This window comes from Saccharothrix deserti (assembly GCF_009769385.1).
In the GTDB taxonomy this organism is placed as follows: domain Bacteria; phylum Actinomycetota; class Actinomycetes; order Mycobacteriales; family Pseudonocardiaceae; genus Actinosynnema; species Actinosynnema deserti.
In genome coordinates this window covers 296,215-320,795 of the sequence record NZ_VKAB01000008.1, presented here as the reverse complement: position 1 = coordinate 320,795, position 24,581 = coordinate 296,215, and the positions used below count along the sequence as shown (strand labels likewise).

Below are 24,581 nucleotides of genomic sequence, written 5' to 3'. Positions count from 1 at the left end.
AAGAGGTGCCTGTTAGGTGAGCACGCTGCAGTTCAAGCGCACGGCACGCCTCGCTGCTCCCCGCCCGCCCGGCGGTGAGGTCCACCTCGAACCGCCACCCGAGGTGCCACGCGTCATCCCCGGCAACATCATGATGAAGGCGATGCCCGTCGTCATGATCGTGTCGTCCGTCGGGATGATGCTGCTGATGTTCCAGTACAGCAATCGAAGCCCGGCGGCGATGATCATGCCGGGCATGATGCTGGTGTCGACCATCGGCATGATGGCCGGCGGCATGGGCAGCGGCAGGGGCCAGAAGAAGGCCGAGATGAACGAGGACCGCAAGGACTACCTGCGGTACCTGGGCCAGATGCGCGACCGCGCCCGCGAGGCCGCGAACGAACAGCGCGCCGAGCGCGAGTGGGTCCACCCCGACCCGCAGATGCTGTGGTCCCTGGCCACCACCCGGCGCATGTGGGAGCGCCGGCAGAACGACCCCGACTTCTGCCACCTGCGCGCGGGCCGCGGCTCGCAGCGGCTGGCGACCCGGCTCGTGCCGCCGCAGACCGGTCCGGTCGAGGAGCTGGAGCCGATCGCGACGCTGGCGCTGCGCCGGTTCGTGCGCGCCCACTCGCTGGTGCCCGACCTGCCGATCTCCATCGCCCTGCGCGGTTTCGCCGCCGTGGGCCTGCTCGGCGAGATCAACGAGAAGCGCGGCCTGGCCCGTGCCCTGCTGGCCCAGATGGCGACCTTCCACTCCCCGGACGACCTGCTGATCGCGGTCGTCACCACCGGCCGCACCAAGGCCGAGTGGGAGTGGATGAAGTGGCTGCCGCACGTGCAGCACCCGCAGATCGTGGACGGCATCGGCCAGATGCGGATGATGGCCGGTTCGCTGGCCGAGGTCGAGCAGATGCTGGACGAGCAGCTGCGCGACCGGCAGCGGTTCACCCGCAACGCGCCGCCGCCCGCCGACCAGCCGCACGTCGTGATCCTGATCGACGACGGCGATGTCACGCGGGAAGAGCAGATCATCCTGGAAGAGGGTCTGGTCGGCGTCACCCTGCTGGACCTGTCCGAGTCGCTGGGCAACCTGACCGCCCGCCGCGGTCTGCGGCTGGTGATCGAGGACGGCAAGCTCGGCGCGCGCAGCGCGAGCGGTGTCGAGTGGTTCGGCGCGCCGGACTGGCTGAGCGTGGTCGAGGCCGAGGCGCTGGCCCGGCGGCTGTCGCCGTACCGGGTCGGCGGCGTGGACGCGGGCGGTACCGACGAGGACCCGCTGTCGATGAGCAACAACCCGCCGCTGCTGGAGTTCCTCGGCATCCCCGGCGACCCGATGACCTTCGACGTGCAGGGCGCGTGGCGGCCCCGGCCGGTGCGCGACCGCTACCGGGTGCCGTTCGGCATCGGTGAGTTCGGTCAGCAGGTCGAGCTGGACATCAAGGAAGCGGCCATGGAGGGCATGGGCCCGCACGGCCTGTGCATCGGCGCGACCGGTTCCGGTAAGTCCGAGTTCCTGCGCACGCTCGTGCTGGGCATGTTGGCGACCCACTCGTCGACCTCGCTCAACATGATCCTGGTCGACTTCAAGGGTGGTGCGACGTTCCTGGGCCTGGACAAGGCGCCGCACGTCGCCGCGACGATCACCAACCTGGCGGGCGACCTCACCCTGGTCGACCGCATGAAGGACGCCATCGCGGGTGAGGTGTCCCGGCGCCAGGAAGTGCTGGCCAAGGGCAACTACAAGAACGTGTGGGACTACGAGAAGGCGCGCGAGAACGGCGCCGACCTCGACCCGCTGCCGGCGTTGTTCATCTGCATCGACGAGTTCTCCGAGATGCTGACGGCGAAGCCGGACTTCATCGACATCTTCCTCCAGATCGGTCGTGTCGGCCGGTCGCTCCAGATGCACATGCTGCTGGCCTCGCAGCGCCTGGAGGAGGGCAAGCTGCGCGGTCTGGACACGTTCCTGTCCTACCGGATCGGTCTGAAGACGTTCTCCGCCGCCGAGTCGCGTGCCGCGATCGGTGTGCCGGACGCCTACGAGCTGCCGCCCATCCCCGGTTCGGGTTACCTGGGCGTGCAGGGCTCGCCGCTGACCCGGTTCAAGGCGCTGTACGTGTCCGGCCCGTACCGGCCCGCCGGGTTGCAGGTCGCGGGCCCGTCCGCGCCGGTGACCAGCGACAAGCGGCCGCGGTACTTCGTGCCGGACTACATCGAGATCCCCAAGGAACCGGTCAAGCCGCTCGAACCGGTCAAGCAGGAGAAGAAGGAAGACGACAGCAACGAGCCGTCCGAGCTGGAAGTCATCGTCGAGCGCCTGGTCGGGCAGGGTCCGCCGGCGCACGAGGTGTGGCTGCCGCCGCTGAACGAGCCGCCGTCGCTGGACACCCTGCTGCCGCCGTTGCAGGCGACCGAGGACCGCGGTCTGACCGCGCCCGGGTTCTTCTCCAACGGCAAGCTGCAGGTGCCGCTGGGCGTGGTGGACAAGCCGTTCGAGCAGCGGCGCGACCTGCTGTGGGCGGACTTCTCCGGTGCCGCCGGTCACGGCGCGATCGTCGGTGGTCCGCAGTCCGGCAAGTCGATGATGCTGCGTGGTCTGATCACGTCGATGGCGTTGACGCACACGCCCGAGGAAGTGCAGTTCTACTGCCTCGACCTCGGTGGCGGCACGCTGGCCGCGCTGGAGAACCTGCCGCACGTGGGTGGTTTCGCCAGCCGGTTGGACGTGGACAAGGCGCGCCGGATGGTGGCCGAGCTGTCGGGCCTGATCTCCGAGCGCGAGCAGCGGTTCCGGGCGCAGGGCATCGACTCGATGGTCGAGTTCCGCAACCGGAAGCGGCGCGGTGAGATCCGGGACGACAACTTCGGTGACGCGTTCCTGGTCGTGGACGGCTGGATGAACTTCCGGCAGGAGTTCGAGGCGCTGGAGCCGATGGTCCAGGCGCTGGCGGCGCAGGGTCTGTCCTACGGCGTGCACGTGGTCGTGGCGGCGAACCGGTGGGCGGAGATCCGGCCCGCGATGAAGGACCTGCTCGGCACGCGGTTCGAGCTGCGTCTCGGTGACCCGAGCGAGTCCGAAGTGGACCGGAAGGTCGCGGTCAACATCCCCGCGGGTCGTCCCGGTCGCGGTCTGTCGCCGCAGAAGCTGCACTTCCTGACCGCGCTGCCGCGCATCGACGCGTCGTCGGACGCGGAGAACGTGGCGGCGGGCGTGCAGGACATGATCGCCAAGGTCAACGGCGCCTGGCGCGGCAGGCGCGCGCCGCAGGTCCGCCTGCTGCCGGACGTGCTGCCGTACAACGACTTCATGGCCCAGGTGCAGCAGATGCGGCCGAACCGGGGTCACCTGGTGCCGATCGGTGTCAACGAGGACGAGTTGGCGCCGGTGTACCTGGACTTCGACGCCGACCCGCACTTCATGGCGCTGGCCGACGGCGAGTCGGGCAAGACCGCCCTGCTGCGCGCCATCGTGCGCGGCATCATGACCGGCTACACCTCGAACGAGGCGCTGATCATGCTGGTCGACTACCGGCGCACGATGCTCGGCTACATCGAGACCGACCACCTGCTGTCCTACGCGGTGTCGTCGGCACAGCTGACGGACATGATCAAGGACGTCCGGGGCTCGATGATGGGCCGCCTGCCCGGTCCGGACGTCACGCAGGAGCAGTTGAAGAACCGCTCCTGGTGGAAGGGACCGGAGCTGTTCGTGGTGGTGGACGACTACGACCTGGTCGCACCGCAGGGCGGGCAGAACCCGTTGCAGCCGTTGGCGGAGTTCATCCCGCAGGCGAAGGACGTCGGTCTGCACATCGTCGCGGTGCGCCGCATGGGTGGTGCGTCGCGGGCGATGTACGACCCGATCCTCGGCAAGCTGAAGGAGATCTCGGCGCCGGTCATGGTGGGTTCCGGTTCGAAGGAGGAGGGCGCGATCGTGGGCAACCTCAAGCCGTCGCCGCAGCCTCCCGGCCGGGGCACGCTGGTCACCCGCAAGCTGGGCCAGCAGCGCATCCAGGTGGCGTGGATCGACCCGGACTGACCGGGCTCGACTCGCTGGGCAGACGACGAGGGGCCCCGCTTCGGCGGGGCCCTTCGCGTGTCCTGGTGCTTTATGCAGTTCTCCCGGGCGGGGCTCGTAGGGAACGATCCAGTGCGGCCCACAGACACGTCACGGCGGCCTCACGAGGTTCGCCGCGGCACTGGTTCGAGGGGAGGCACGTGGAGACCGAGTTCAAGGTGCTCGGGCCTCTCGAGGTCTGGCACGGGGGCAGGCAGGTCGCGGTGCCGATGGGCAAGGCACGGGTGCTGCTGGCCAGCCTGCTGCTCCGCGCGGGCAGCGTGGTGCCGATGGACGTCCTGGTCGACCGCCTGTGGGACGGCCGGTCGGTGAACCCGGCCCGCACCAAGGCGACCCTGCACATGGTGGTGACGCGGCTGCGGCAGTCGTTGGGTGAGGCGAACGTGGTGCGCACCGCCACCGGCGGGTACGCGGCGGACGTGCCGCCGGGAGCGCTGGACCTGCACCGGTTCCGCGACCTGGTCGAGCGGGACCGGTTCACCGAGGCCCTCGACCTGTGGCGGGGCGCGCCGCTGACGGACGTGTCGTCGGACACGCTGCACGGCGAGGACGTGGCCCCGCTGCTGGAGGAACGCCTCGACGCGCTGGAACGGCGGCTCGACGCGGACCTGGCCGAGGGTCGGGCCGCGGAGGTGGTCACCGAGCTGCGGTCGTTGACCCGCGAGCACCCGTTGCGGGAGCGGTTCTGGGGTCAGCTGATGGAGGCGCTGTCCCGGTCGGACCGGCAGGCCGAGGCGCTGGCCGCCTACCGCTCGGTGAGCGATCTGCTGGCCGACCAGTTGGGCGTGGACCCCGGGCCGCGGTTGCAGGAGCTGCACCAGCGGATCCTCACCGGCGCGCCGGACGTCACCGTGCGCGCGTCCGCCACGCCGAGCCCGCCGGCGACGCCCGCGCCGCGGCAGCTGCCGATGCACACCCGGTTCTTCGTCGGGCGCGAGCACGAGCTGAAGGTGCTGTGGGGACTGCTCGACGCGGCGGCGGGGGGTGCGGCGACCGGCACGGTGGTGATCTCGGCGATCAACGGCACGGCGGGCGTAGGCAAGACGACGTTGGCGCTGCACTGGGCGAGCCAGAGCGGGCACCGGTTCCCGGACGGCCAGCTGTACGTGAACCTGCGCGGGTTCGACCCGACGGGTGTGCCGATGAGCCCGGACGGGGCGTTGCGCGGGTTCCTCGGCGCGTTGGGCGTGCCGCAGGAGCGGATCCCGTCCGGGTTGGACGAGCAGGTCGGCCTGTACCGGAGCCTGCTGGCCGAGCGCCGGGTGCTGGTGGTGCTGGACAACGCCGCCGACAGCGAGCAGGTCCGCCCGCTGCTGCCGAGCGGTTCGGGCTGCCTGGCGCTGGTGACCAGCCGCAACCAGCTGGACGGGCTGGTGGTGCGCGAGGGCGCGCGGCCGTTGCCCCTGGGTCTGCTGTCTGACGACGAGGCGACCGCACTGCTGGTGCGGCAGCTCGGCGCGGACCGGGTGGCGGCGGAGCCGGACGCGGTGCGCGACCTGATCGGGCACTGCGCGGGGCTGCCGTTGGCGTTGTCCGTGGTCGCGGCGCGGGCGGCGGCGCACCCGGACTTCACGCTGCGGGCGTTGGCGGGCGAGCTGGCCGACGAGCGGACCCGGCTGGAGGCGCTCGACACGGGTGAGGCGACGACCAGCGTCAGGACGGTGTTCTCCTGGTCGTACGACCGGTTGAGCCCGGCCGCCGCCCGGATGTTCCTGCTGTTGGGGATGCACGCCGGTCCGGAGGTGTCGATCCCGGCGGCGGCGAGCCTGGCGGGTGTGCCGCCGCGCGTCGCGCGGAAGACCATGGGCGAGCTGAGCCGGATGCACCTGATCGCGGAGCCGGTGCCCGGCCGGTTCACGCTGCACGACCTGGCGCACGCGTGCGCGCGTGACCTGGCCGCGGCGGAGGAGGACCGGGGCGCTCTGCGTGACGCCCTGAGGCGGGTGCTCGACCACTACCTGCACACCGCGAACACCGCCAACCGGCTGCTGTACTCGCAACGCGAGGAGATCGCGTTCGCGGAACCGGCGCCGGGCGCGGTGGTGACGGAACTGACCGACCACGCCGACGCGCTGGCCTGGTTCTTCATCGAGTGCGGGTCGCTGTTCGCCGCGGTCGGGCACGCCGCCGGGCACGGGTTCGACGAGCACGCCTGGCAGTTGGCCTGGACGACCACGGCGTTCGCCCGGCTGCGGTCGTTCTGGCCGGAGCAGACGAGGTGCCTGGAGATCGCGTTGGCCGCCGCACAGCGGCTGGGCGACCGGGACGCGCTGGCCTTGACGCACCGCGGCCTCGGCCGGATCCTCATCGCGCCGCGCCGCTTCACCGAGGCCGAGGTCCACCTGACCGCGGCGTTGAACCTGGTCCGGGAGCTGGGCGACCGGCAGAGCCAGGCGCACATCCACCACCACCTCGGCGGGCTGTACGAGGCGTGGGGGCGGCTCCACGACACCCTGCACCACGCGGAGCAGGCGTTGGCGGTGTTCGAGGCGCTGGGCGACCGTGCCGGCACGGCCCGCGCGCTGAACGCGGTCGGCTGGGCCCGCGCGATGCTCGGCGAGGACCTGCACCGGGCGTTGGCGGACTGCGGCCGGGCGCTGGTGCTGGTCCGCGAGGCCAACGACGTGCTGGCGGAAGCGGCGACGTTGGACAGCCTCGGCTACATCCACCACCTGCTGCGCGATCTGGACGAGGCCGTCCGCTGTTACCGGGCCGCGTTGCCGCTGTACCGGGAGAGCGGTGACCGGTACGAGGAGGCCGCGACGCTCCAACGGCTCGGCGACACGCACGTGCTGGCCGGCGACCACGACGCGGCCCGCGAGGTCTGGCACGAGGCGCTGGCCATCCTGGACGACCTGGGACACGGCACCGCCGAGGCCGTGCGGGCGAAAGTGGCCGGCCTGCCTTGACGCCGTGCCGACTCGCTGAGCCCGACCCACCGGGGCGTCGGCCGGCGATTTCCGTCCCCGGCACCGCGGGGCCTCGACGGGGAGGAGTCGAGGACACCCGCGGGTCCGGGCGTCACCGCCTGCGGTTCCGGCGCGTCGCCCCCCGACGACCCACCGGCTGCCGGGACCGGTGTTCCCCCCTTGATCGGGCAACAGGTCCCGCGCTCCCCCAAGGGGTTGCGGCGGTGAACGTGTCCACTGTGCACGGCGGCGCTCACAGTCGGCTCACGCGGCGCTGTCACGATGTCGGTGGGCTCGCCTATGCTCCATTCGGCGGCGGGAGTGGGGAGACTTGTGTCGGTCGAGCTCGGTGTTCTCGGGCCGCTCGAAGTGCGGTTCGACAACCGCGCGGTGCCGATCCCGGCGGGGCGTGCCCGCGTCCTGCTCGCCGCACTGCTGCTGCGCGCCAACCAGGTCGTCCCGGTAGACAACCTGGTCGACTGGCTGTGGGACGGCACGCCGCCCACCGTCTCGCGGGCCAAGGCCACGCTGCACATGGTGGTGCGGCGGTTGCGGCAGGCGCTGGGGCCGGTGAACATCGTGCGCACGGTGGCCGGCGGGTACATCGCCGACGTGCCACCGGGAAGCCTGGACCTGCACCGCTACCGGGCGTTGGTGGAGCAGCGGCGGTACGCCGAGGCGCTGGAGTTGTGGCGCGGCGAGCCGCTGTCGGACGTGCTGTCGGACTCGCTGCACCGCGACGAGGTCGCGCCGTTGCTGGAGGAACACCTCGCGGTGACCGAGCAGCGCATCGACGCCGACCTCGATGCGGGTCGAGCGCGTGAGCTGGTCGCGGAACTGCGGTTGCTGACCAGCCGGTACCCGTTGCGCGAGCGGTTCTGGGGTCAGCTGGTGCGGGCGCTGCACGAAGCCGATCGGCAGGCCGAGGCACTGGCGGCGTTCGAGGCGGTGCGGGTCCGGTTGGCCGACGAGCTCGGCATCGACCCCGGTCGTGCCCTGCGCGAGCTGCACGCCAAGGTGCTGGCGGGCCACGTGGCGCCGGAGCGGGCGAACGCCGTGGTGGTGCCGCGGCAACTGCCGCCCGCGGCCGAGTTCGTCGGGCGCGCCGACGTGGTGGCGGAGTTGACCGCCCTGCTGTCCACGGCGGACAGTGCCCGCCTCCCGGTCGCGTTGATCTCCGGCGCGCCGGGCATAGGCAAGACGGCGTTGGCGGTGCACGTCGCGCGCGTGCTGCGGGACGACTTCCCCGACGGGCAGCTCTTCGCGGACCTCCGCGGCCACTCGCCGTCGTCGGCCGTCACCGCCTCGGTCGTCCTGCCGCGCTTCCTCAGGGCACTCGGAATCGCACCCGAGGACGTTCCGGGCGACCCTGACGAGCAGGCGTCGCTGTACCGGTCGCTGTTGGCCGATCGCCGGGTGCTGGTGCTGCTGGACAACGTGCGCGGAGCCGAGGACGTGCGGCCGCTGTTGCCGGGGCAGTCCGGCTGCGCGGTGGTGGTGACCAGCCGCGAAGTCCTGCCGGGGCTCATCGCCGCGCACGGCGCCCGACCGTTCGTGATCGAGCCGTTGCGGCGGCACGAGTCGTTGGCGCTGCTGCGCGGGGTGCTCGGCGTCGACGTGCTCGACGCGGAACCCGCCGCGGCGGCGGAACTGGCCGAGACCTGCGCGCACTGGCCGCTCGCGTTGCGGATCGCGGGCGCGCACCTGGCCGGCAGGCCGGCCCTCGACCTCGCCGGGTACGTGGACGAACTGCGGCGCGAGGACCGCCTCGACGCGTTGGCCATCGAAGGCGACGAGAAGCTGGCCATGCGCGCCGCGTTCGACCTGTCGTACGTGGGTTTGGACGCCGAGGCACGTGCCGCTTTCCGGTTGCTGGGCCTGGTGCCGGGTGACGACATCTCCATCGCGGCGGCGGCGGCGCTGCTCGGCGGCGAGGTGCGCGACGCCCGGCGGCTGCTCCGCTCGTTGTCCGCGGCCAACCTGGTCCTGGAACAGGCGGCGGGCCGGTTCGCGCTGCACGACCTGCTGCGGGAGTACGCCGCGGCCAAGGCGTCGGCCGAGGACGACGAGGTGACCCGGCGCGACGCGATGCGTCGGTTGCTGGACTTCTACACCGACACCGCGCTGAACGGGACGGCGTTGCTCCGGCGCCTTCGTCCCGACGTCAGCACCGGGACCTCGCGCGAGCGGGCCCTCGGGTTCACCGATCGCCGGCAGGCGCTCGAGTGGTGCGAGGTCGAACAGGCGAACCTGGCCGCCGCCACGAGGTGGGCGGCGGAATCCGGGTTCACCGAGTACGCGTGGCGGTTGCCGGTCGCGCAGTGGGCTTTCTTCGACCTCGCCAAGCGGTTCACGGAATCCATCCCCGCCCTGGAGATCGCCGTCGCCGCCGCGCGCTCCGTCGAGGACCTGACGGCAGCGTCGCTGGCGCCTCAGGCGTTGGCCATGACGTACAGCGATGCCGAGCGGTACGACGATGCGATCGCCGCCTACGGGCACGCCCTAGATGCCCGCCGGAGGGCGGGTGACCGGCGAGGTGAGGGGATGGCCTTGAACGCACTGGCCATCTGCCTCCTCCGCCGGCAGGAGTCCGAGCGGGCGATCGAGATGCTGGAGGAGTCGCGGCGCATCCTGGTCGAGATCGGTGAGCAGTACGGCGAGGCGATCACGCTGAACACGCTGTCCGGTGCGTTGGTCGGCATGGGGCGTGCCGACGAGGCGGTCGCGGTCAGCCTGGAGGCGTTGCGCCTGGTGGAGGACATCAGGGACCCGGTCGTCAACGGCCGTCTCCTGGACAACTACGGCAACGCGCTCGCGGCGGCCGGCCGGGTGGACGACGCCCTGGAGGCGTACCGACGTGCCCGCGCCCAGGCCGTGGAGGCGCGTGACCACACGACCGAGGGCGCGGTGCTGGACAACCTGGCCCGGACGTTGTCGGCGATGGGCGATGTGGCGGGGGCTCGGGAGAGTTGGACGACGGCGCTGACGTTGATCCCGGAGACGTCCGCGGCCGCGAGCCGCATTCGCGCACGGTTGGCGGAGTTGTAGTCCGGTTCAACGTGCTCGAGTCGGACTCGCCGCACCGGGCGATCGCACGACCAGCCGACGCGCCGGCGGCCTCGTGAGGTATGCATATGCAGGCCCGCCCCGGCCGACGAGGGGATGACGGATGAGCTTGCGCGTGGCGGTGGACTTCGGCACGTCCAGCACCTGCGTCGCCATGTCCCTGCACGGCCGCGAACCCCAGGTCGTCGTGGTCGACGGCCAGCCGATCGTGCCCTCGGCGGTGTTCGCCGCGGCGGACGGCACGCTGTTCGTCGGCCAGGAGGCGGAACGCCAGGCCGCCGTGGACCCGGCCCGCTACGAGCCGCACCCCAAGCGCCGCATCGACGAGGGCGAGTTGCTGCTCGGCACCAGCGTGCTGCCGGTGGTGGACGTCGTGCGGGCCGTGCTGACCAGGGCCGTCGACGAGGCGCGGCACGTGGCCGGCGGCGCGCGGGTCGACCTGCTGGTGCTCACCCACCCGGCCGACTGGGGCGCGATCCGCACCCGCGTGCTGCTGCAGGCCGCCCGCGGGCTCGGCCAGGAGGTCCGGCTGGTGCCCGAACCGGTCGCGGCGGCGGTGTTCCACTCGGCGACCCACGCCATCCCGGACGGTGCGGCGCTGGCCGTGCTCGACCTCGGCGGCGGCACGGTCGACGCCAGCGTGGTGGCCCGCCAGGGCGGCACGTTCCGCGTGCTGGCCACCAAGGGCGATCCCGGCTTCGGCGGCGCGGACGTCGACCAGGCGCTGCTGGAGCACGTCGGCTCGCTGGTCTCACCGGGCGACCCGGACGCGTGGCGGCAGCTCGTCGAGGGCCGTGAGATGGCCGACCGGCGCAAGCGCCGGGTGCTGCGCCAGGACGTGCGCGGCGCGAAGGAGACGCTGTCCCGGCACGCCTACACCGACGTGCCGATGCCGCCGCCGTTCCCCGACGCGCACGTCACCAGGACCGACCTGGAACGCCTGATCAGCACGCCGCTCACGCGTGCCGCCGCGCTGGTCGTGACGGCCGTGCGGGACGCCGGGCTGGACCCGCGCGGGCTCGCCGGCGTGTTCCTGGTCGGCGGGTCGAGCCGCATCCCGCTGGTGGCGCGGCTGGTGCTGGAGCAGTCCGGTGTGGTGCCGACGAGCATCGACCAGCCGGAGACCGTGGTGGCCCGCGGCGCGTTGCGCGCGGTGAGCGTGGACCCGTTGCGCACCGGCGCGCTGCCGCAGGCGCAGGGCCAGGGCGACGTCACCCAGAAGATCACCGACGACCGGACCAGGAAGATCACCCGGCGGATCACGCCGCCGTCACCGCCCGCCGGGTTCCCTCAGCCCTCGTACTTCCCGCAGCCTCCGCCCACGCCGTCGCGCAAGAGCCGGGTGCCGCTGATCGTGACCATCGTCGTCGCCGTGGTCGCGGTCGTCGGCGCCTCGGTGGCGTTCGCGCTGATCAACGGCAACGCCGGGACGGGCGGGCAGACCACGTCCGGCACCACGCCCGCCACCACCGCGTCGGGCACGGCCGAGGGCAGGCCCATCGCGCAGTACGACTACAGCTTCCTCGCGCCGACCGGTTGGCATCAGACCGGAGGGCAGGTCGAGACCCGCAAGGTGCTGCTGAAACCCGAATCGCCGGTGTCGAACCTGGACGTCATCGCGGTGGAGGAGCAGAAACTGAACTACAACGCCACCGAGGACCGGACCCGGGCCGAGACCGAATTGCGCGGCCAGTACGACCAGCGCCAGAAGGTGTCCGGTTTCGACGCTTCCGCCCGCTTCGCGGACAAGGATGTCGTTTACTACCGGGAAGAGACGGATTCGGTCATCATCGACTGGTACGTGCTGTTCCAGGACGAGGTCCAGGTCAGCGTCGGGTGCCAGTACCCGCCGGACGGGATCGACCGGGTCCGTCCCGCGTGCGAGCAGGTCGTCCGCACGCTGACCGTGACCAGCTGACTTGTGGGGATTTGTGATGACCGGCATCCCGGAGGCCTTCGCCCGGTTCCGCTCGGACCTCGACGCCGCGGTGACCAGAGGCAGGCGCGCGGCGACCGCCGCGGGCGCGAAGAGCGCGGCCCAGCGCGACCGGAACCGGCAGTTGGCCGAGCAGGCCAAGGCGCGGCAGGTCCAGCCCGACCGGCACGCGGCCACGTCACCTGACGTCCAGCGGGTCGCCACCGGGTTCCGGCACCACCGCGGGCTGCCCGTCGAGGAGTTGCCTTCGGGCGCCGAACTGCTCACACCGGAGAAATCGCGAGAGCAAACGGACGCGAATGCAAATGCAGTTCCGCCGCGGCCGGTGCTCGGTTCTCGCGCGGCGGCCGGTCCGAGTGGTCAACTTCCCCCCGAACGGGGCGATGACGAGGACTTTTCGCAAGCGCGAATCCTCTACTGAGTGTGTTCCGTCACCCGATGCGTTTACAACCGCAACTACTTCCGGGGAAGTCGGGACAGCGTGGAACCGACCGTGGGAGGGTCTGCGTCGTAAGAGGCGTACGAACGAAGTGCACCTGATCTCATCGACCTAGGGGGTCACACCCAATGGCTGGTTACCAGACCGGAAGTCCCGAGCTGTTCCAGGCTGCGAAGGACATCGTCAGCACCAACGAGGGCGTGCAGAACATCCTCGCGCAGCTCCGGAACACCGTGGACGGTCTGTCGAGCGCGTGGGTCGGTAGCGCCGCGGACGCGTTCAACAAGCTGATCCAGCGCTTCGACGAGGACGCGAAGAAGCTGCAGGACGCGCTGCTCGCCATCGCCGAGCAGATGGACGAGACCGCGACGACCTACGTCCAGGAGGAAGAGGCGCAGTCGCAGGAGATGTCCCAGATCGCCGGCCGCCTCGGTGGCGGTGCCTGATCGGTTCGGGAATTCATTTCCGGATTGCTCGCGCTTCACCCACTCTTCGCACTGCCTCTTTTGACTCAACCTCCAAGGGGAGAAAATGAACGACCAGATCAAGGTTGACTTCAACCAGCTCGCCAGCGCCGCCGGCGACATCTCCGGCCAGGCCAACAAGGTCGAGTCCGAGCTGGAGAACCTCAAGGCCCGCATCGCCCCCGTCCTCGCGCAGTGGGAAGGTGGCACGCAGGAGGCCTACCGCGCCGCGCAGGAGCAGTGGGACAAGTCGGCCGCCGACCTCCAGCAGGTGCTCGCCACCATCGGTACCGCCGTCGCGTCGGCCACCGAGGCCTACCAGGCCGCCGAGCGGAAGAACACCGGTCGTTGGTGACCATCGTCACCCACGTGTGACCCCTGCGGGCCCCGGAATCCTCGAGGATTCGGGGCCCGCGTACGTGTTCCAGCCGGTTCCAGGGCAGTTCCAGCCGGTTCGAGCCGGTTTCGGAGGGGTCGTTTTGACCCGCACCGACCTCAACCGGTATCTTCCTACGTTGTTGTGCGGTACTCGGTGCGCACTATGCGTGCCTCGTGTTCTGGTCCTCTGCCCACCTGGGGTCTCTGGCCTGAGCAGCCGCCGCAATGACCCCAGACGCAAGTGACGACGAGGTAGACCCGTGCGCACGTACAGCCCGAAGCCCGGCGAGGTGACCCGAACCTGGCACGTGATCGACGCCCAGGACGTGGTGCTCGGTCGGCTCGCCACCCAGGCCGCGACGCTGCTGCGCGGCAAGCACAAGCCGACTTACGCACCTCACGTTGACACCGGTGACTTCGTCATCGTCATCAACGCGGACAAGGTGGCGTTGACCGGCAAGAAGCGTGACCAGGAGTTCGTGTACCGGCACTCCGGTTTTCCGGGCGGCCTGAGCCAGCGCTCGTTCGGCGAGGTGCTCGACACCCGCGCCGACCGGCTGGTCGAGAAGGCGATCAAGGGCATGCTGCCCAAGAACCGCCTCGGCCGCGCGATCGCGGGCAAGCTCAAGGTCTACACGGGCCCGAACCACCCGCACGCTGCGCAGCAGCCGCAGCCGTTCGAGATCAAGAAGGTCGCCCAGTGACCGAGCAGCAGACCGAGGACATCGACGTGACCCCTGAGGCCGAACTCGACACCGTCGAGGCCGACGTCGTCGAGACCGAAGCCGTCGAGGCGGAGGCGACCGACGCGGAGGCCACCGAAGCGGAGGCCACCGAAGCTGACACGACCGAGGCCACCGAGGCCGAGGCCGTCGAGGCCGAGCCCACGCCCGTCGTGCGGCACACCCTGAACGCGGGTGCGCACCACCTCGCGCAGACCGTCGGCCGCCGCAAGCAGGCGATCGTCCGCGTGCGGCTCCTCCCCGGCACCGGCAAGTTCACCCTGAACGGGAAGTCGATGGACGACTACTTCCCGAACAAGGTGCACCAGCAGCTCATCCGTGAGCCCCTGGTGACGACCGAGAAGCCGGAGACGTTCGACGTCATCGCGAACCTGCGCGGCGGCGGCACCACCGGCCAGGCCGGTGCGCTGCGCCTCGCGATCGCGCGTGCGCTGATCGCCGTCGACTCCGAGGACCGCCCGGTGCTGAAGAAGGCCGGCTTCCTCACCCGTGACCCCCGGGTCAAGGAGCGGAAGAAGTACGGTCTCAAGAAGGCCCGCAAGGCGCCTCAGTACAGCAAGCGCTGACCTTTTCACCAGGTCAAGCGAGCACCACCCTGCGGGAGCAGTCAGTTCTTCACCGAACTGCTGCTCCCGCAGTGCTTTCCGCCCGATGTTGTGTGGTTCACAGGAGGTCTCGGCGATCATGGCTCGGCTGTTCGGCACTGACGGCGTGCGCGGTCTCGCCAACGCGGACCTGACCCCGGAACTGGCGCTGTCCATCGCCGCCGCGGCGGCCCGCGTGCTGGCCGAGCACGACCGCTCCCACCGCCCGGTCGCCGTCGTCGGGCGTGACCCGCGCGCCAGCGGCGAGATGCTGGAGGCGGCCGTGGTGGCGGGGCTCACGTCGGCGGGCGCGGACGTGCTGCGCGCGGGCGTGCTGCCCACGCCGGCCGTGGCCTACCTGGTCGCCGCGCTCGGCGCGGACCTGGGCGTGATGATCTCCGCCTCGCACAACCCGATGCCCGACAACGGCATCAAGCTCTTCGCCGCGGGCGGGCACAAGCTGCCCGACGCGGTCGAGGACGAGATCGAGCAGAAGCTCGACACCCGCGACCACCGCCCCACCGGCGCGGGCATCGGCCGGGTGCGCGAGGTCGAGGACGCCGAAGGCCAGTACGTGCAGCACCTGCTGAAGGTGACGCCGCACCGCCTGGAGGGCCTGAAGGTCGTGGTGGACTGCGCGAACGGCGCCGCGTCGATCGCCGCGCCGGACGCCTACCGCCGGGCGGGCGCCGAGGTCGTCGAGATCCACACCTCGCCCGACGGGCTGAACATCAACGACGGCTGCGGCTCGAACCACGTCGGACTGCTGCGTGCCGCGGTGGTCGAGCACGGCGCCGACCTGGGCATCGCGCACGACGGTGACGCGGACCGCTGCGTGGCGGTCGACGCCGACGGCAACGACATCGACGGCGACCAGGTGATGGCCGTGCTGGCGCTGGGCATGAAGGAATCCGGCGAGCTGACCGACAACACGCTGGTCGCCACCGTGATGAGCAACCTCGGCCTGCACATCGCGATGCGCGAGCACGGCATCGACCTCAAGACCACCGCGGTCGGTGACCGCTACGTGCTGGAGGAGCTGCGCGCGGGCGGGTTCGCGCTGGGCGGCGAGCAGTCCGGGCACGTGATCCTCCCGGCGCACGCCACCACCGGTGACGGCCTGCTGACCGCGTTGCGGCTGATGGCGCGGATGGCCGAGACCGGCAAGCCGCTGGCCGAGCTGGCGGGCGTGATGCGCAGGCTGCCGCAGGTGCTGATCAACGTCGTCGTCGCGGACAAGGTGGCGGTGGCGAAGGACACGGCGGTCAACGAGGCGGTCGCCGCGGTGTCGGCGGAGCTGGGCGACACCGGCCGCGTGCTGCTGCGACCGTCCGGCACCGAGCAGTTGGTGCGGGTCATGGTGGAGGCGGCCACGCCCGAGCTGGCCGAGTCCGCCGCACAGCGGTTGGCCGGTGTGGTTTCCTCGGTGCACTGATCCTTGGGGTTGCACTGATCCTTGGGGTCGCACCGACCCGCAGACCGTTCGGGGGACACCGCCGTGGTGCTGGACCTGCTCTTGCTCCTGGTGCTGGTCGGGCTCGTCGCGCTCGTCGTCGTGATCGTGAAATCGACGAAGAAGTCGCGGCAGCCCCACCAGCACAACCCGCAGCAGTACGGCCCGCCCGCCGGGTACGGGCCACCCGGGCAGCCACCCGGCCAGCAGCCCCCTTACGGGCAGCAGCCGCCGCCCGGTCAGCCGCCGCTCGGCCACCAGCAGCCGTATGGCCAGCAGCCGCCGTTCGGGCAGCAGCCGCCGCCTGGTCAGCAGTCGCCGTACGGGCAGCAACCACCGGCGCCTCAGCAGAACCCGTACCCGCAGGCGCCCCCGCCGGGCCACTACCCGCCCCAGCAGCCGCCGCAACCCCCACGCCAGGGCTGACCACCGCGGCTTGGCGTTTACACCTGCAAGGACCAGGCCGGAAAGGCCTTCAGGCGGCTCTGCGGGCTGCCACGATGGGAACCGCGCGCCGAAGCGTCGCGTCGAAACGGACGAGTCGGTTGAGAGGGTCGTGGCCGTTGCGCCACGGAGGGGAGTGGATCGCCGTGGCCGGTTACGGCACCAGTACCGAGGCGATGCAAAAAGCCTCGAAGGGCATTTCGGATGCCGCGAAGGACACGGCCGACGAGCTGAAGAAGGTCGGCCAGACCGAAACGATCGCACGCGATTTCGGTGAGGCGCACCAACAGCACTTCGAAAAGTACAAGAGCGGAATCGAGAACTTCGGCAAGGGCATCACGAACATGACGAGCGTGCTCGGCGGATTCGCCGGGAAGATCGCGTCGGGCGCCGGGACCTACGGCGACGTGGAGTCCACGAACGCCGGCGACCTGGGGAGCACGTACTGATGGCCGAGCCCAGTTGGAACGACGTCAAAGCCCTCCTGGACGACCCCAACGTCTCCGAGGAGAACAAGAAGGCGCTGCTGCACGACTACGTCGCCTCCACGGCGCCGTGGAACATCCCGGACGAGGCGGGGACCTACCAGGACCGCTACGACTACGACAGCTGGGACACCAGTCTCTGGGATCGCGGCACCGCCGACCTCGAGGCCCGCTACGACGAGGCCAAGGCCGAGAGCGACTCCAAGGGCTACAACTCGCGCGAGCAGACCAAGGCCGTCGAGGAGGGCCAGCAGGACCTCGACGCGAAGCAGCCGCCGACCGCGTCCGGCTCGGGCGTGAAGCACTCCGACGAGCTGTTCGACGCCGGCAAGGCCGGTCTGAAGGTGTTCGAGAAGTTCGAGGGCATCTGGAACAACCGGCCCGGCGACTGCATGGGCGTCACGACGTCGATCGACTACGCCGAGCAGATCCAGAAGCCGTACGACGAGCAGCGCGGGATCAACTTCCACAAGCTGCTGATGGAAGCCGACGAGCTCAGCACCGCCAAGACCACGATCGACGAGATGAAGTCGGACGTGGACGGGAAGCTGAAGGGCCTGTACGGGGAGTGGGAAGGCGAGGCGGCGACTGCGTCCCACGAGCACTACACCGGCGAGATCGCTCCCAAGATCACAGAGTTGGGTGACGCGCTGAACGGCGCGGCGAAGCTGACCCGCACCGCGGTCAAAGGTGTGTACGAGCTGTGCAAGAGCAAGGCCGACGAGGTCCTCGGCATGTACCGGGAGCAGATCGGCCAGGCCGACACGTACATGGCCGAGAAGGTCGTGTCGTTCGCGCGCGGCGAGGGCGACTACTCCAAGGACCGCGTGCTGGAGATCGCGGGCTGGGTCGACTCGAAGACGGGCAGCAACATCGCCGATCGGATCAACTCCGACGACTGCACCCTCAACGACGAGAACCGCGACTACGCGATCAACCAGTGCAAGAAGTGGATCCGCGACTCGTTCAACCGCGAGTTCTGGCAGCTGTACGAGCAGTTCAAGACGTGCTGCACCGAGACGAAGTCCTCTGTGGACGCCAAGTGGGAGACGCTCGCCGGCTACATGGCGGAGTTCGAGAACCCGTTCCCGGCGCCCGCTTCCGAGAAGGGCGACGAGACCGGCGGCAACGGCAATGGGAACGGCAACGGCAGCGGCAACGGGAGTGGCAGCGGCAGCGGCAGCGGCGGTGGGAGTGGCAGCGGTGGTGGTGGCGGCGGGATGCCGTCCGTGCCCGAGATGCCCAAGGCCGAGAACCCGCTGGACAAGGACGGCGACGGCAAGCCGGACACCCCCCAGGTCCCCGGCGACACCGACGGCGACGGCAAGCCCGACGACCTCGACGGTGACGGCAAGCCCGACGGGCTGAAGGGCGAGGAAGAGCCGCCCGAGACCGTCACCATCAAGAGCGGCGACAACGAGATCAAGATCACGGAGCCGGACGAGAACGGCCACGTGCAGATCACCGTCGACACGCCGCAGAGCGAGCCGAAGACCTACGACGTCGACTTCAGCAACAACCCCGACGCGTTGAAGGCCCTGATGGGCCAGAACGGCGGGGCGGCGTTGGCGGGCGCGTTGGCCGGTGCGACGTCGGCCACGGGTGGGGCCGTGCCCGGTGCCGCAGGCGGGACGCCCGGCACCCCCGGTGCGGCCGGTGCGGCGTTCGGTGTCGGTGGTGGGAACGAGGCCGGCGGCGCCGAGGGTGGCGCGATCCCGATCGAGGCCGGTGCCGACGGCAAGGCGTTGATCGAGCTGGACGGCCTCGCGATCACCGCCGAGGTCGACCCGCTGACCGGTGAGATCAACCTGAGCGTGGACAACGGCGACGGCACGCCAGAGCAGTACGGCGTGGAGTTCGGCGAGGACACCGCCGATTCCGGTGCCGGTGAGACGCCGAGCATCCCCGGCATGGACAACGCCGTGCCGCTGCCGGCTGAGGTGCCCAGCGCCGACCTGCCCAGCTCCGGCGCGCCCGAGCCCTTCGCCCCTGGTGACGTCACCACCATGCCGGCCGAGGCGCAACCGCTGATCGGCCAACCGGAACCCGCCGTCACCACCATGCCCGCGGCCGACCCGGGCGGCTTCGCCGGCGGTGCTCCGGGCGGGTTCACCGAACCGCAGTTCACCACCATGCCCGCCACCGACCCCGGTGGCTTCGCGGGCGGTGCCCCGGGCGGGGTCACCACGATGCCCGCGGCCGACCCGGGTGGCTTCGGAGGCGGTGCCGCCGGCTCGGGCTTCGCCGGCGGTGGCGCGCCCGTCGGCGGTGGCCCCGTCGGCGGTGGCTTCACCGAACCGTCGGCCGCGACCCCGCCGGCGGGGTCGGCGTTCTCGGCGTCGTCGTTCCAGCCGCCCTCGGGGTCGTTCGACAGCGGTTTCGCGCAGTACAACACCGAGGGCACCACGGCGACGTCCGGCGCGTCGGTGCTCGGCGGCGGTTCGGGCTTCAACGGCGCGGACTCGGTGCTGGGCGGCGGGTCGTCGTCCGGTTCGGACAACACGTGGAGCAGCCCTCCGGCCGGCTCCGCCGACCAGGGCCTGGCCTCGGACACGAACGCGTCGCAGGCCGGTCAGCCGGGTTCCGCCACCCTCCCGTCCATGCAGGAATCCCACGCCGCCGGACAGCCGGGCGGTTCGGCCGTCGGTGGCGGCATGATGGGCGGCGGGATGATGGGCGGCGGCATGGCCGGCGGCGGTCAGCAGGGCGGCGGCGGTGAGGACACCGAGCGCAGCCCCGGGCAGTGGCGCACGACCGGGTCGCTGTTCGACGACGACGCCAGCCTCAGCCGGGTCCAGGGTGTGCTGGGTGAGGAGGCCCGATGAGCGTCGCGTCGGACAGGTTGGCCGCGGCGATGAGCCGCATGGACGAGATCTCGCGGGAGCACGCCGACCGGCGTGAGCTGCGGGAACGTCGTTCGCGCGAGGCGAAGGAGAAGGCAGGCGAGAGCTTCTCCAAGCAGGGTGAGATCGCTCAGAAGATCGTCGAGCGGATCCAGGAGACCGAGAAGGCGCAGAAGGCCGCCGGCGGTTGGGGCACGCAGGCCGCGACCGAGAAGAAGAGCGGCGAGTTCAAGTTCGGGGCCGAGGACGAGGAGCCGACCTACGGGACCCCGTCCCCGGCGAACACCTGGTCGGCGGCCCCGCCGCCTCCGGTCCAGCCGCCCGTGGCAGCTCCTGTGCCTCCGCCGCCCCCGCCGCCGCCGGTGGCTCCGCCCCGTCCGGCCCCGCGCCGCCGGGCGCCGGTGGACGATGACGACGATTTCGGCAGCCAGAGCTGGTTGACCTGACCCGCGCTCCGGCCCCTCGACAGCGTTCGAGGGGCCGGAGGCGTCTCAGCCGAAGCTCGCCGACACCAAGGCGGAAGGCGCAGGTCAGCGGCGGACGAGCGGGCCGCGCTGGAAGGTCAGCGCGGCACCCTTCACGTCACCGTCCAGCAGCGCGTCCCACTGCTTCTCACCCTTGAGCATCCGCAGCAGGAACGCCGTCATCAGCGCCCGCGCCAACTTCTGCGCCGCCCGCTCACCCTTGCCGTCGAGCAGCAGCTCACTCCAGTGCCGCCCCTCCGCGAACCCGAGGTGGCTGGTCTTCGGCAACGACCGCAGCTGCACCGGCCCCTGCCAGGCCTCCGCGATCGCCTCCGCGTGCCCGACCGGCGGCGCGATGCGGTCCTCCCCGGCGGCCAGGTGCAATCCCGGCACCGTCACCCGCCGGGCGGCGTCCAGAGCGGACGGCCGGGTCTCGGATGCGGCCAACGTCACGACCGCCCTCACCCGCGAGTCGTCCGCCGCCGCGAGCACGGCGGCGCCTCCGCCCATCGAGTGGCCGGCCACCGCCAGCCGTGACGCGTCGACGCTGATCCCACCGTCACCCAGCCGAACCCCGGTGCACACGTCGAGGGTCGTGCGCAGGTTCCCGGCCAACAGCCGCGACGACATCAGCGGGCCGCGCTGAGTGCCCGGCGCGGCGGCCACGATCCCCCACGACGCCAGGTGCCGCAGCAACGCCCGATAGCGGTTGACCGGCTGCAGCCAGCCGTGCCCGAAGGCCACCGCGGGCAGTCCCAGCCCCACCGCGGGCGTGTAGACCAGGCCCGGTAGGCCGACCAACGCCAGGTCGCCGCGCAGCACGGGGTGCTCGCCCGGCCTGCTGAGCTGGTCGAGCACCTGCTTCGCCGAGTAGCCGCTCACCCCGCGAACCGTAGTCGATCGCACCGACACCACGCACACCCCGATTGGTCTACACCAATCAGTGGTGCGACCAGCGCAAACGCCCTGAAGTGGCGCTTTCGGGTGACGGCCCTGGTCTAGCTACCCTGTGCGGTGTGTGCGGAATCGTGGGATATGTGGGCCACCGGTCGGCGCTGGACGTCGTGCTCGACGGGCTGCGGCGGCTGGAGTACCGGGGCTACGACTCGGCGGGCGTCGCCGTGCTCGACGGTGACGGCGGCCTGGCCGTCGAACGCAAGGCCGGTCGCCTGACGAACCTGGAGGCCCGCCTGGACGAAGTCGGCCGCGAGGCCTTCGCGGGCACCGCCGGCATGGGCCACACCCGCTGGGCAACCCACGGCGCGCCGATCGACCGCAACTCCCACCCGCACCGCGACGTCACCGGCCGCGTGGCCGTCGTCCACAACGGCATCATCGAGAACTTCGCCGCCCTCCGGGCCGAGCTGGAAGCCGACGGCGTCGAGATGGCCAGCGACACCGACAGCGAGACCACCGCGCACCTCATCGCCCGCGCGTACGACGAGGGCGAGACCAAGGGCGACCTCGCGGCGAGCGTCCGCGCGGTGGTCCGCCGCTTGGAAGGCGCGTTCACCCTCGTCGTCACGCACGCCGAGGAGTCGGACCTGATCGTCGCCGCCCGCCGTTCGTCCCCGCTGGTGGTGGGTGTCGGCGAGGGCGAGACGTTCGTCGCGAGCGACGTGTCGGCGTTCATCGAGCACACCCGCGAGGCCGTCGAGCTGGGCCAGGACCAGGTCGTCGTGATCGACCGCGACGGCTACACCGTGACCGACTTCCACGGCGAGGAAGCCGTCGCCAAGCCGTTCACGGTCAACTGGGACCTGTCGGCCGCCGAGAAGGGCGGCCACGAGTACTTCATGCTCAAGGAGATCGAGGAGCAGCCGGAGGCGCTGGCGAACACGCTGCGCGGCCACTTCCGCGACGGCCGGATCGTGCTGGACGAGCAGCGGCTGTCCGATCAGGACCTGCGCGACGTGGACAAGGTCTTCGTCGTCGCCTGCGGTTCGGCCTACCACTCGGGCCTGGTCGCCAAGTACGCCATCGAGCACTGGACGCGGCTGCCCGTCGAGGTCGAGCTGGCCAGCGAGTTCCGCTACCGCGACCCGGTGCTGGACCGGGACACGCTGGTCGTCGCCGTGTCGCAGTCCGGTGAGACCGCCGACACGCTGGAGGCCGTGCGGCACGCCCGCGCGCAGAAGGCCCGCGTGCTGGCGGTGTGCAACACGAACGGCGCGCAGATCCCGCGCGAGTCCGACGCCGTGCTCTACACGCACGCCGGGCCGGAGATCGGGGTCGCGTCGACCAAGGCGTTCCTCGCCCAGATCGCGGCGAACTACCTGGTCGGACTGGCTCTCGCGCAGGCGCGCGGCACGAAGTACCCGGACGAGGTGGCCCAGGAGTTCCACCAGCTGGAGGCCATGCCGGCCGCCGTGGAGAAGGTACTGGGCACGATCGAGCAGGTCCGCGCGCTCGGCCGTGAGCTGGCCGATTCGAAGGCCGTGCTGTTCCTCGGTCGGCACGTCGGCTACCCGGTGGCGCTCGAAGGCGCGCTGAAGCTCAAGGAACTCGCCTACATGCACGCCGAGGGCTTCGCGGCGGGCGAGTTGAAGCACGGCCCGATCGCGTTGATCGAGGAAGGCCTGCCGGTGGTCGTGATCATGCCGTCGCCCACGGGGCGGGCGGTGCTGCACTCGAAGCTGGTGTCGAACATCTCGGAGATCCAGGCGCGTGGTGCGCGGACGATCGTGATCGCTGAAGAGGGTGACGAGAAGGTTCGCCCGTTCGCGGATCACCTGATCGAGATCCCGGCGGTGCCGACGCTGCTCCAGCCGCTGATCTCCACCGTGCCGTTGCAGGTCCTGGCGGCGGAGATCGCGCGCAGCCGCGGTTACGACGTGGACAAGCCGCGCAACCTCGCCAAGTCCGTCACGGTCGAGTAGGGCAGGCTTGGCCCCATGCGGGGTCTGTGGACGACGGATCGGGTCAGGGCGGCGGAAGAACGCGTCATGGCGGTCGTGCCGCCGGGCGCGCTGATGCGGCGGGCGGCGTTCGGTGTCGCGACCGCGGCGCTGGACCTGCTCGGCGGCAAGCGGCGGGTCGGCCTGCTCGTCGGCGCGGGCAACAACGGCGGTGACGCGTTGTGGGCGGGGTACTACCTCCGCAAACGCGGTGTCGCCGTGTCCGCCGTTCTGCTGACGCCTGATCGTGTGCACGCCGAGGGGTTGGCCGCGTTCCGTCGCGCCGGTGGTCGGGTGGTCGCCCGCCTGACCGACGTCGACCTGGTGATCGACGGGATCGTGGGGCTCTCCGCTCGCGGTCCGCTGCGCCCGGACGCCGCCGAACACGTGGCGCACCTCGACGCGCCCGTGCTGTCGGTCGACCTGCCCAGCGGTATCGACCCCGACACGGGTGCGATCGCCGGGCCCGCCGTGCGCGCGCACACCACCGTGACGTTCGGCTGCCTCAAGCCCGTGCACGCGCTGGCGGATTGCGGTGACGTGCGGCTGGTGGACATCGGGTTGGACGGCGAGCTGGGCGGGCCGGACCTGGTCGAGCTGGACGTCGCCGACGTCGGCCTGGCGTGGCCGGTGCCGGGGGCGGAGGACGACAAGTACACCCAGGGCGTGACGGGTGTCGCCGCCGGTTCGGCGACGTACCCCGGTGCGGCGGTGCTGGCGACCGGTGCGTCGCTGCTGGCCACGTCCGGCATGGTGCGGTACGCGGGTGCGGCGGCCGAGGACGTTCGGGCGCGGTGGCCGGAGGCCATCTGCACCGGGTCGATCACCGACGCGGGCCGCGTGCAGGCGTGGGTCGTCGGCCCCGGTCTGGGCACCGGCCTGGGCGCCGAGGCGGTCCTCCGCACCGTGCTGGAGGCCGGCGTGCCGGTGTGCGCGGACGCCGACGCCATCACCATGCTCGCCAACAACCCGGACCTGTGGGACGCGCGCGACCCCGACACCCCGTTGGTGCTGACGCCGCACGACCGCGAGTTCGAGCGGCTGGTCGGACCCGTCGGCACCGACCGCGTTGCGGCTGCGCGCAAGGCGGCGGAGCAGTTCAACGCCGTAGTGCTTCTCAAGGGTCACGCCACCGTGGTCGCCGGCCCGGACGGCCGGGTCCTGGTCAACCGAGCCCGCACCTCGTGGGCCGCAACCGCCGGTTCGGGTGACGTCCTGTCCGGCGTCCTGGGCTCACTACTAGCCGCAGGCCTGGACCCCGTCCTGGCAGCCGGCTGCGCCGCAAAAGTCCACGTCCTGGCAGCAGAACTGGCCTCAGACGGCGCCCCGATCCCAGCCACCGCCCTCCTGAACTCCATCCCGGACGCCATCCGAGCCGTCCGCCCCCTCTAACCCCCGCGAGAGTCCTACGTTCGG

At 71.2% G+C, this 24,581-nt stretch carries 17 protein-coding genes; 16 read left to right on the top strand and 1 reads right to left on the bottom strand.

Annotation, left to right across the window (positions count from 1 at the left end; genetic code table 11):
- The first annotated feature begins 16 nt into the window (after positions 1–16).
- The 14 genes from eccCa to FM051_RS18660 all read left to right on the top strand — a co-directional run bounded on the left by eccCa (position 17) and on the right by FM051_RS18660 (position 20,250).
- On the top strand, positions 17–4,021 hold the full coding sequence (gene eccCa, locus FM051_RS18725; protein ID WP_158844797.1) for a type VII secretion protein EccCa: 4,005 nt from the start codon (positions 17–19) through the stop codon (positions 4,019–4,021).
- A gap of 179 nt (positions 4,022–4,200) precedes the next feature.
- Positions 4,201–6,969, top strand: a complete 2,769-nt coding sequence (locus FM051_RS18720; protein ID WP_238412483.1) for an AfsR/SARP family transcriptional regulator — start codon at positions 4,201–4,203, stop codon at positions 6,967–6,969.
- 333 nt (positions 6,970–7,302) lie between these two features.
- A complete protein-coding gene (locus tag FM051_RS18715) occupies positions 7,303–10,017 on the top strand; it encodes an AfsR/SARP family transcriptional regulator (RefSeq protein ID WP_158844794.1) in 2,715 nt (904 codons plus the stop codon).
- Between the two features lie 121 nt (positions 10,018–10,138).
- Positions 10,139–11,953, top strand: coding sequence for a type VII secretion-associated protein (locus FM051_RS18710; protein ID WP_158844791.1), 1,815 nt, complete (start codon positions 10,139–10,141; stop codon positions 11,951–11,953).
- A gap of 16 nt (positions 11,954–11,969) precedes the next feature.
- Positions 11,970–12,392, top strand: coding sequence for a hypothetical protein (locus FM051_RS18705; RefSeq protein ID WP_158844788.1), 423 nt, complete (start codon positions 11,970–11,972; stop codon positions 12,390–12,392).
- Positions 12,393–12,538: 146 nt separating this feature from the next.
- Positions 12,539–12,856 (top strand): WXG100 family type VII secretion target, encoded by a 318-nt coding sequence (locus FM051_RS18700; protein WP_158844786.1) that lies wholly within the window; start codon positions 12,539–12,541, stop codon positions 12,854–12,856.
- 85 nt (positions 12,857–12,941) lie between these two features.
- Entirely contained in the window at positions 12,942–13,229 is a 288-nt protein-coding gene (locus FM051_RS18695; protein WP_158844783.1) for a WXG100 family type VII secretion target, read from the top strand.
- Between the two features lie 283 nt (positions 13,230–13,512).
- Positions 13,513–13,956: a 50S ribosomal protein L13 gene (rplM, locus tag FM051_RS18690; protein ID WP_033436749.1), complete on the top strand. Its 444-nt coding sequence runs from the start codon at positions 13,513–13,515 to the stop codon at positions 13,954–13,956.
- Positions 13,953–14,561 (top strand): 30S ribosomal protein S9, encoded by a 609-nt coding sequence (gene rpsI / locus FM051_RS18685; protein WP_238412482.1) that lies wholly within the window; start codon positions 13,953–13,955, stop codon positions 14,559–14,561. Before rplM ends, rpsI begins: the two co-directional genes overlap by 4 nt.
- Before the next feature lie 118 nt (positions 14,562–14,679).
- Positions 14,680–16,014, top strand: coding sequence for a phosphoglucosamine mutase (gene glmM, locus FM051_RS18680; protein WP_158844780.1), 1,335 nt, complete (start codon positions 14,680–14,682; stop codon positions 16,012–16,014).
- A 63-nt stretch (positions 16,015–16,077) separates the two neighbouring features.
- Complete coding sequence (locus FM051_RS18675) at positions 16,078–16,458, top strand: hypothetical protein (protein ID WP_202918906.1); 381 nt, start codon at positions 16,078–16,080, stop codon at positions 16,456–16,458.
- A 164-nt stretch (positions 16,459–16,622) separates the two neighbouring features.
- A complete protein-coding gene (locus FM051_RS18670; RefSeq protein ID WP_158844777.1) occupies positions 16,623–16,925 on the top strand; it encodes a hypothetical protein in 303 nt (100 codons plus the stop codon).
- A complete protein-coding gene (locus FM051_RS53190; RefSeq protein WP_158844774.1) occupies positions 16,925–19,786 on the top strand; it encodes a WXG100 family type VII secretion target in 2,862 nt (953 codons plus the stop codon). Before FM051_RS18670 ends, FM051_RS53190 begins: the two co-directional genes overlap by 1 nt.
- Positions 19,783–20,250, top strand: coding sequence for a hypothetical protein (locus FM051_RS18660; RefSeq protein ID WP_158844770.1), 468 nt, complete (start codon positions 19,783–19,785; stop codon positions 20,248–20,250). The genes FM051_RS53190 and FM051_RS18660 overlap by 4 nt, the downstream gene beginning before the upstream one ends.
- Before the next feature lie 84 nt (positions 20,251–20,334).
- Here FM051_RS18660 and FM051_RS18655 read toward each other — a convergent pair whose 3' ends face one another.
- The gene (locus FM051_RS18655; RefSeq protein ID WP_158844767.1) at positions 20,335–21,150 is read right to left on the bottom strand and encodes a dienelactone hydrolase family protein; all 816 of its coding nucleotides are present in this window, start codon (positions 21,148–21,150) and stop codon (positions 20,335–20,337) included.
- A gap of 134 nt (positions 21,151–21,284) precedes the next feature.
- On the opposite strand from FM051_RS18655, the gene glmS reads away from it, so the two are divergent.
- Complete coding sequence (gene glmS / locus FM051_RS18650; RefSeq protein ID WP_158844764.1) at positions 21,285–23,147, top strand: glutamine--fructose-6-phosphate transaminase (isomerizing); 1,863 nt, start codon at positions 21,285–21,287, stop codon at positions 23,145–23,147.
- A 15-nt stretch (positions 23,148–23,162) separates the two neighbouring features.
- Entirely contained in the window at positions 23,163–24,557 is a 1,395-nt protein-coding gene (locus tag FM051_RS18645) for an NAD(P)H-hydrate dehydratase (protein ID WP_158844761.1), read from the top strand.
- Positions 24,558–24,581 lie beyond the last annotated feature (24 nt).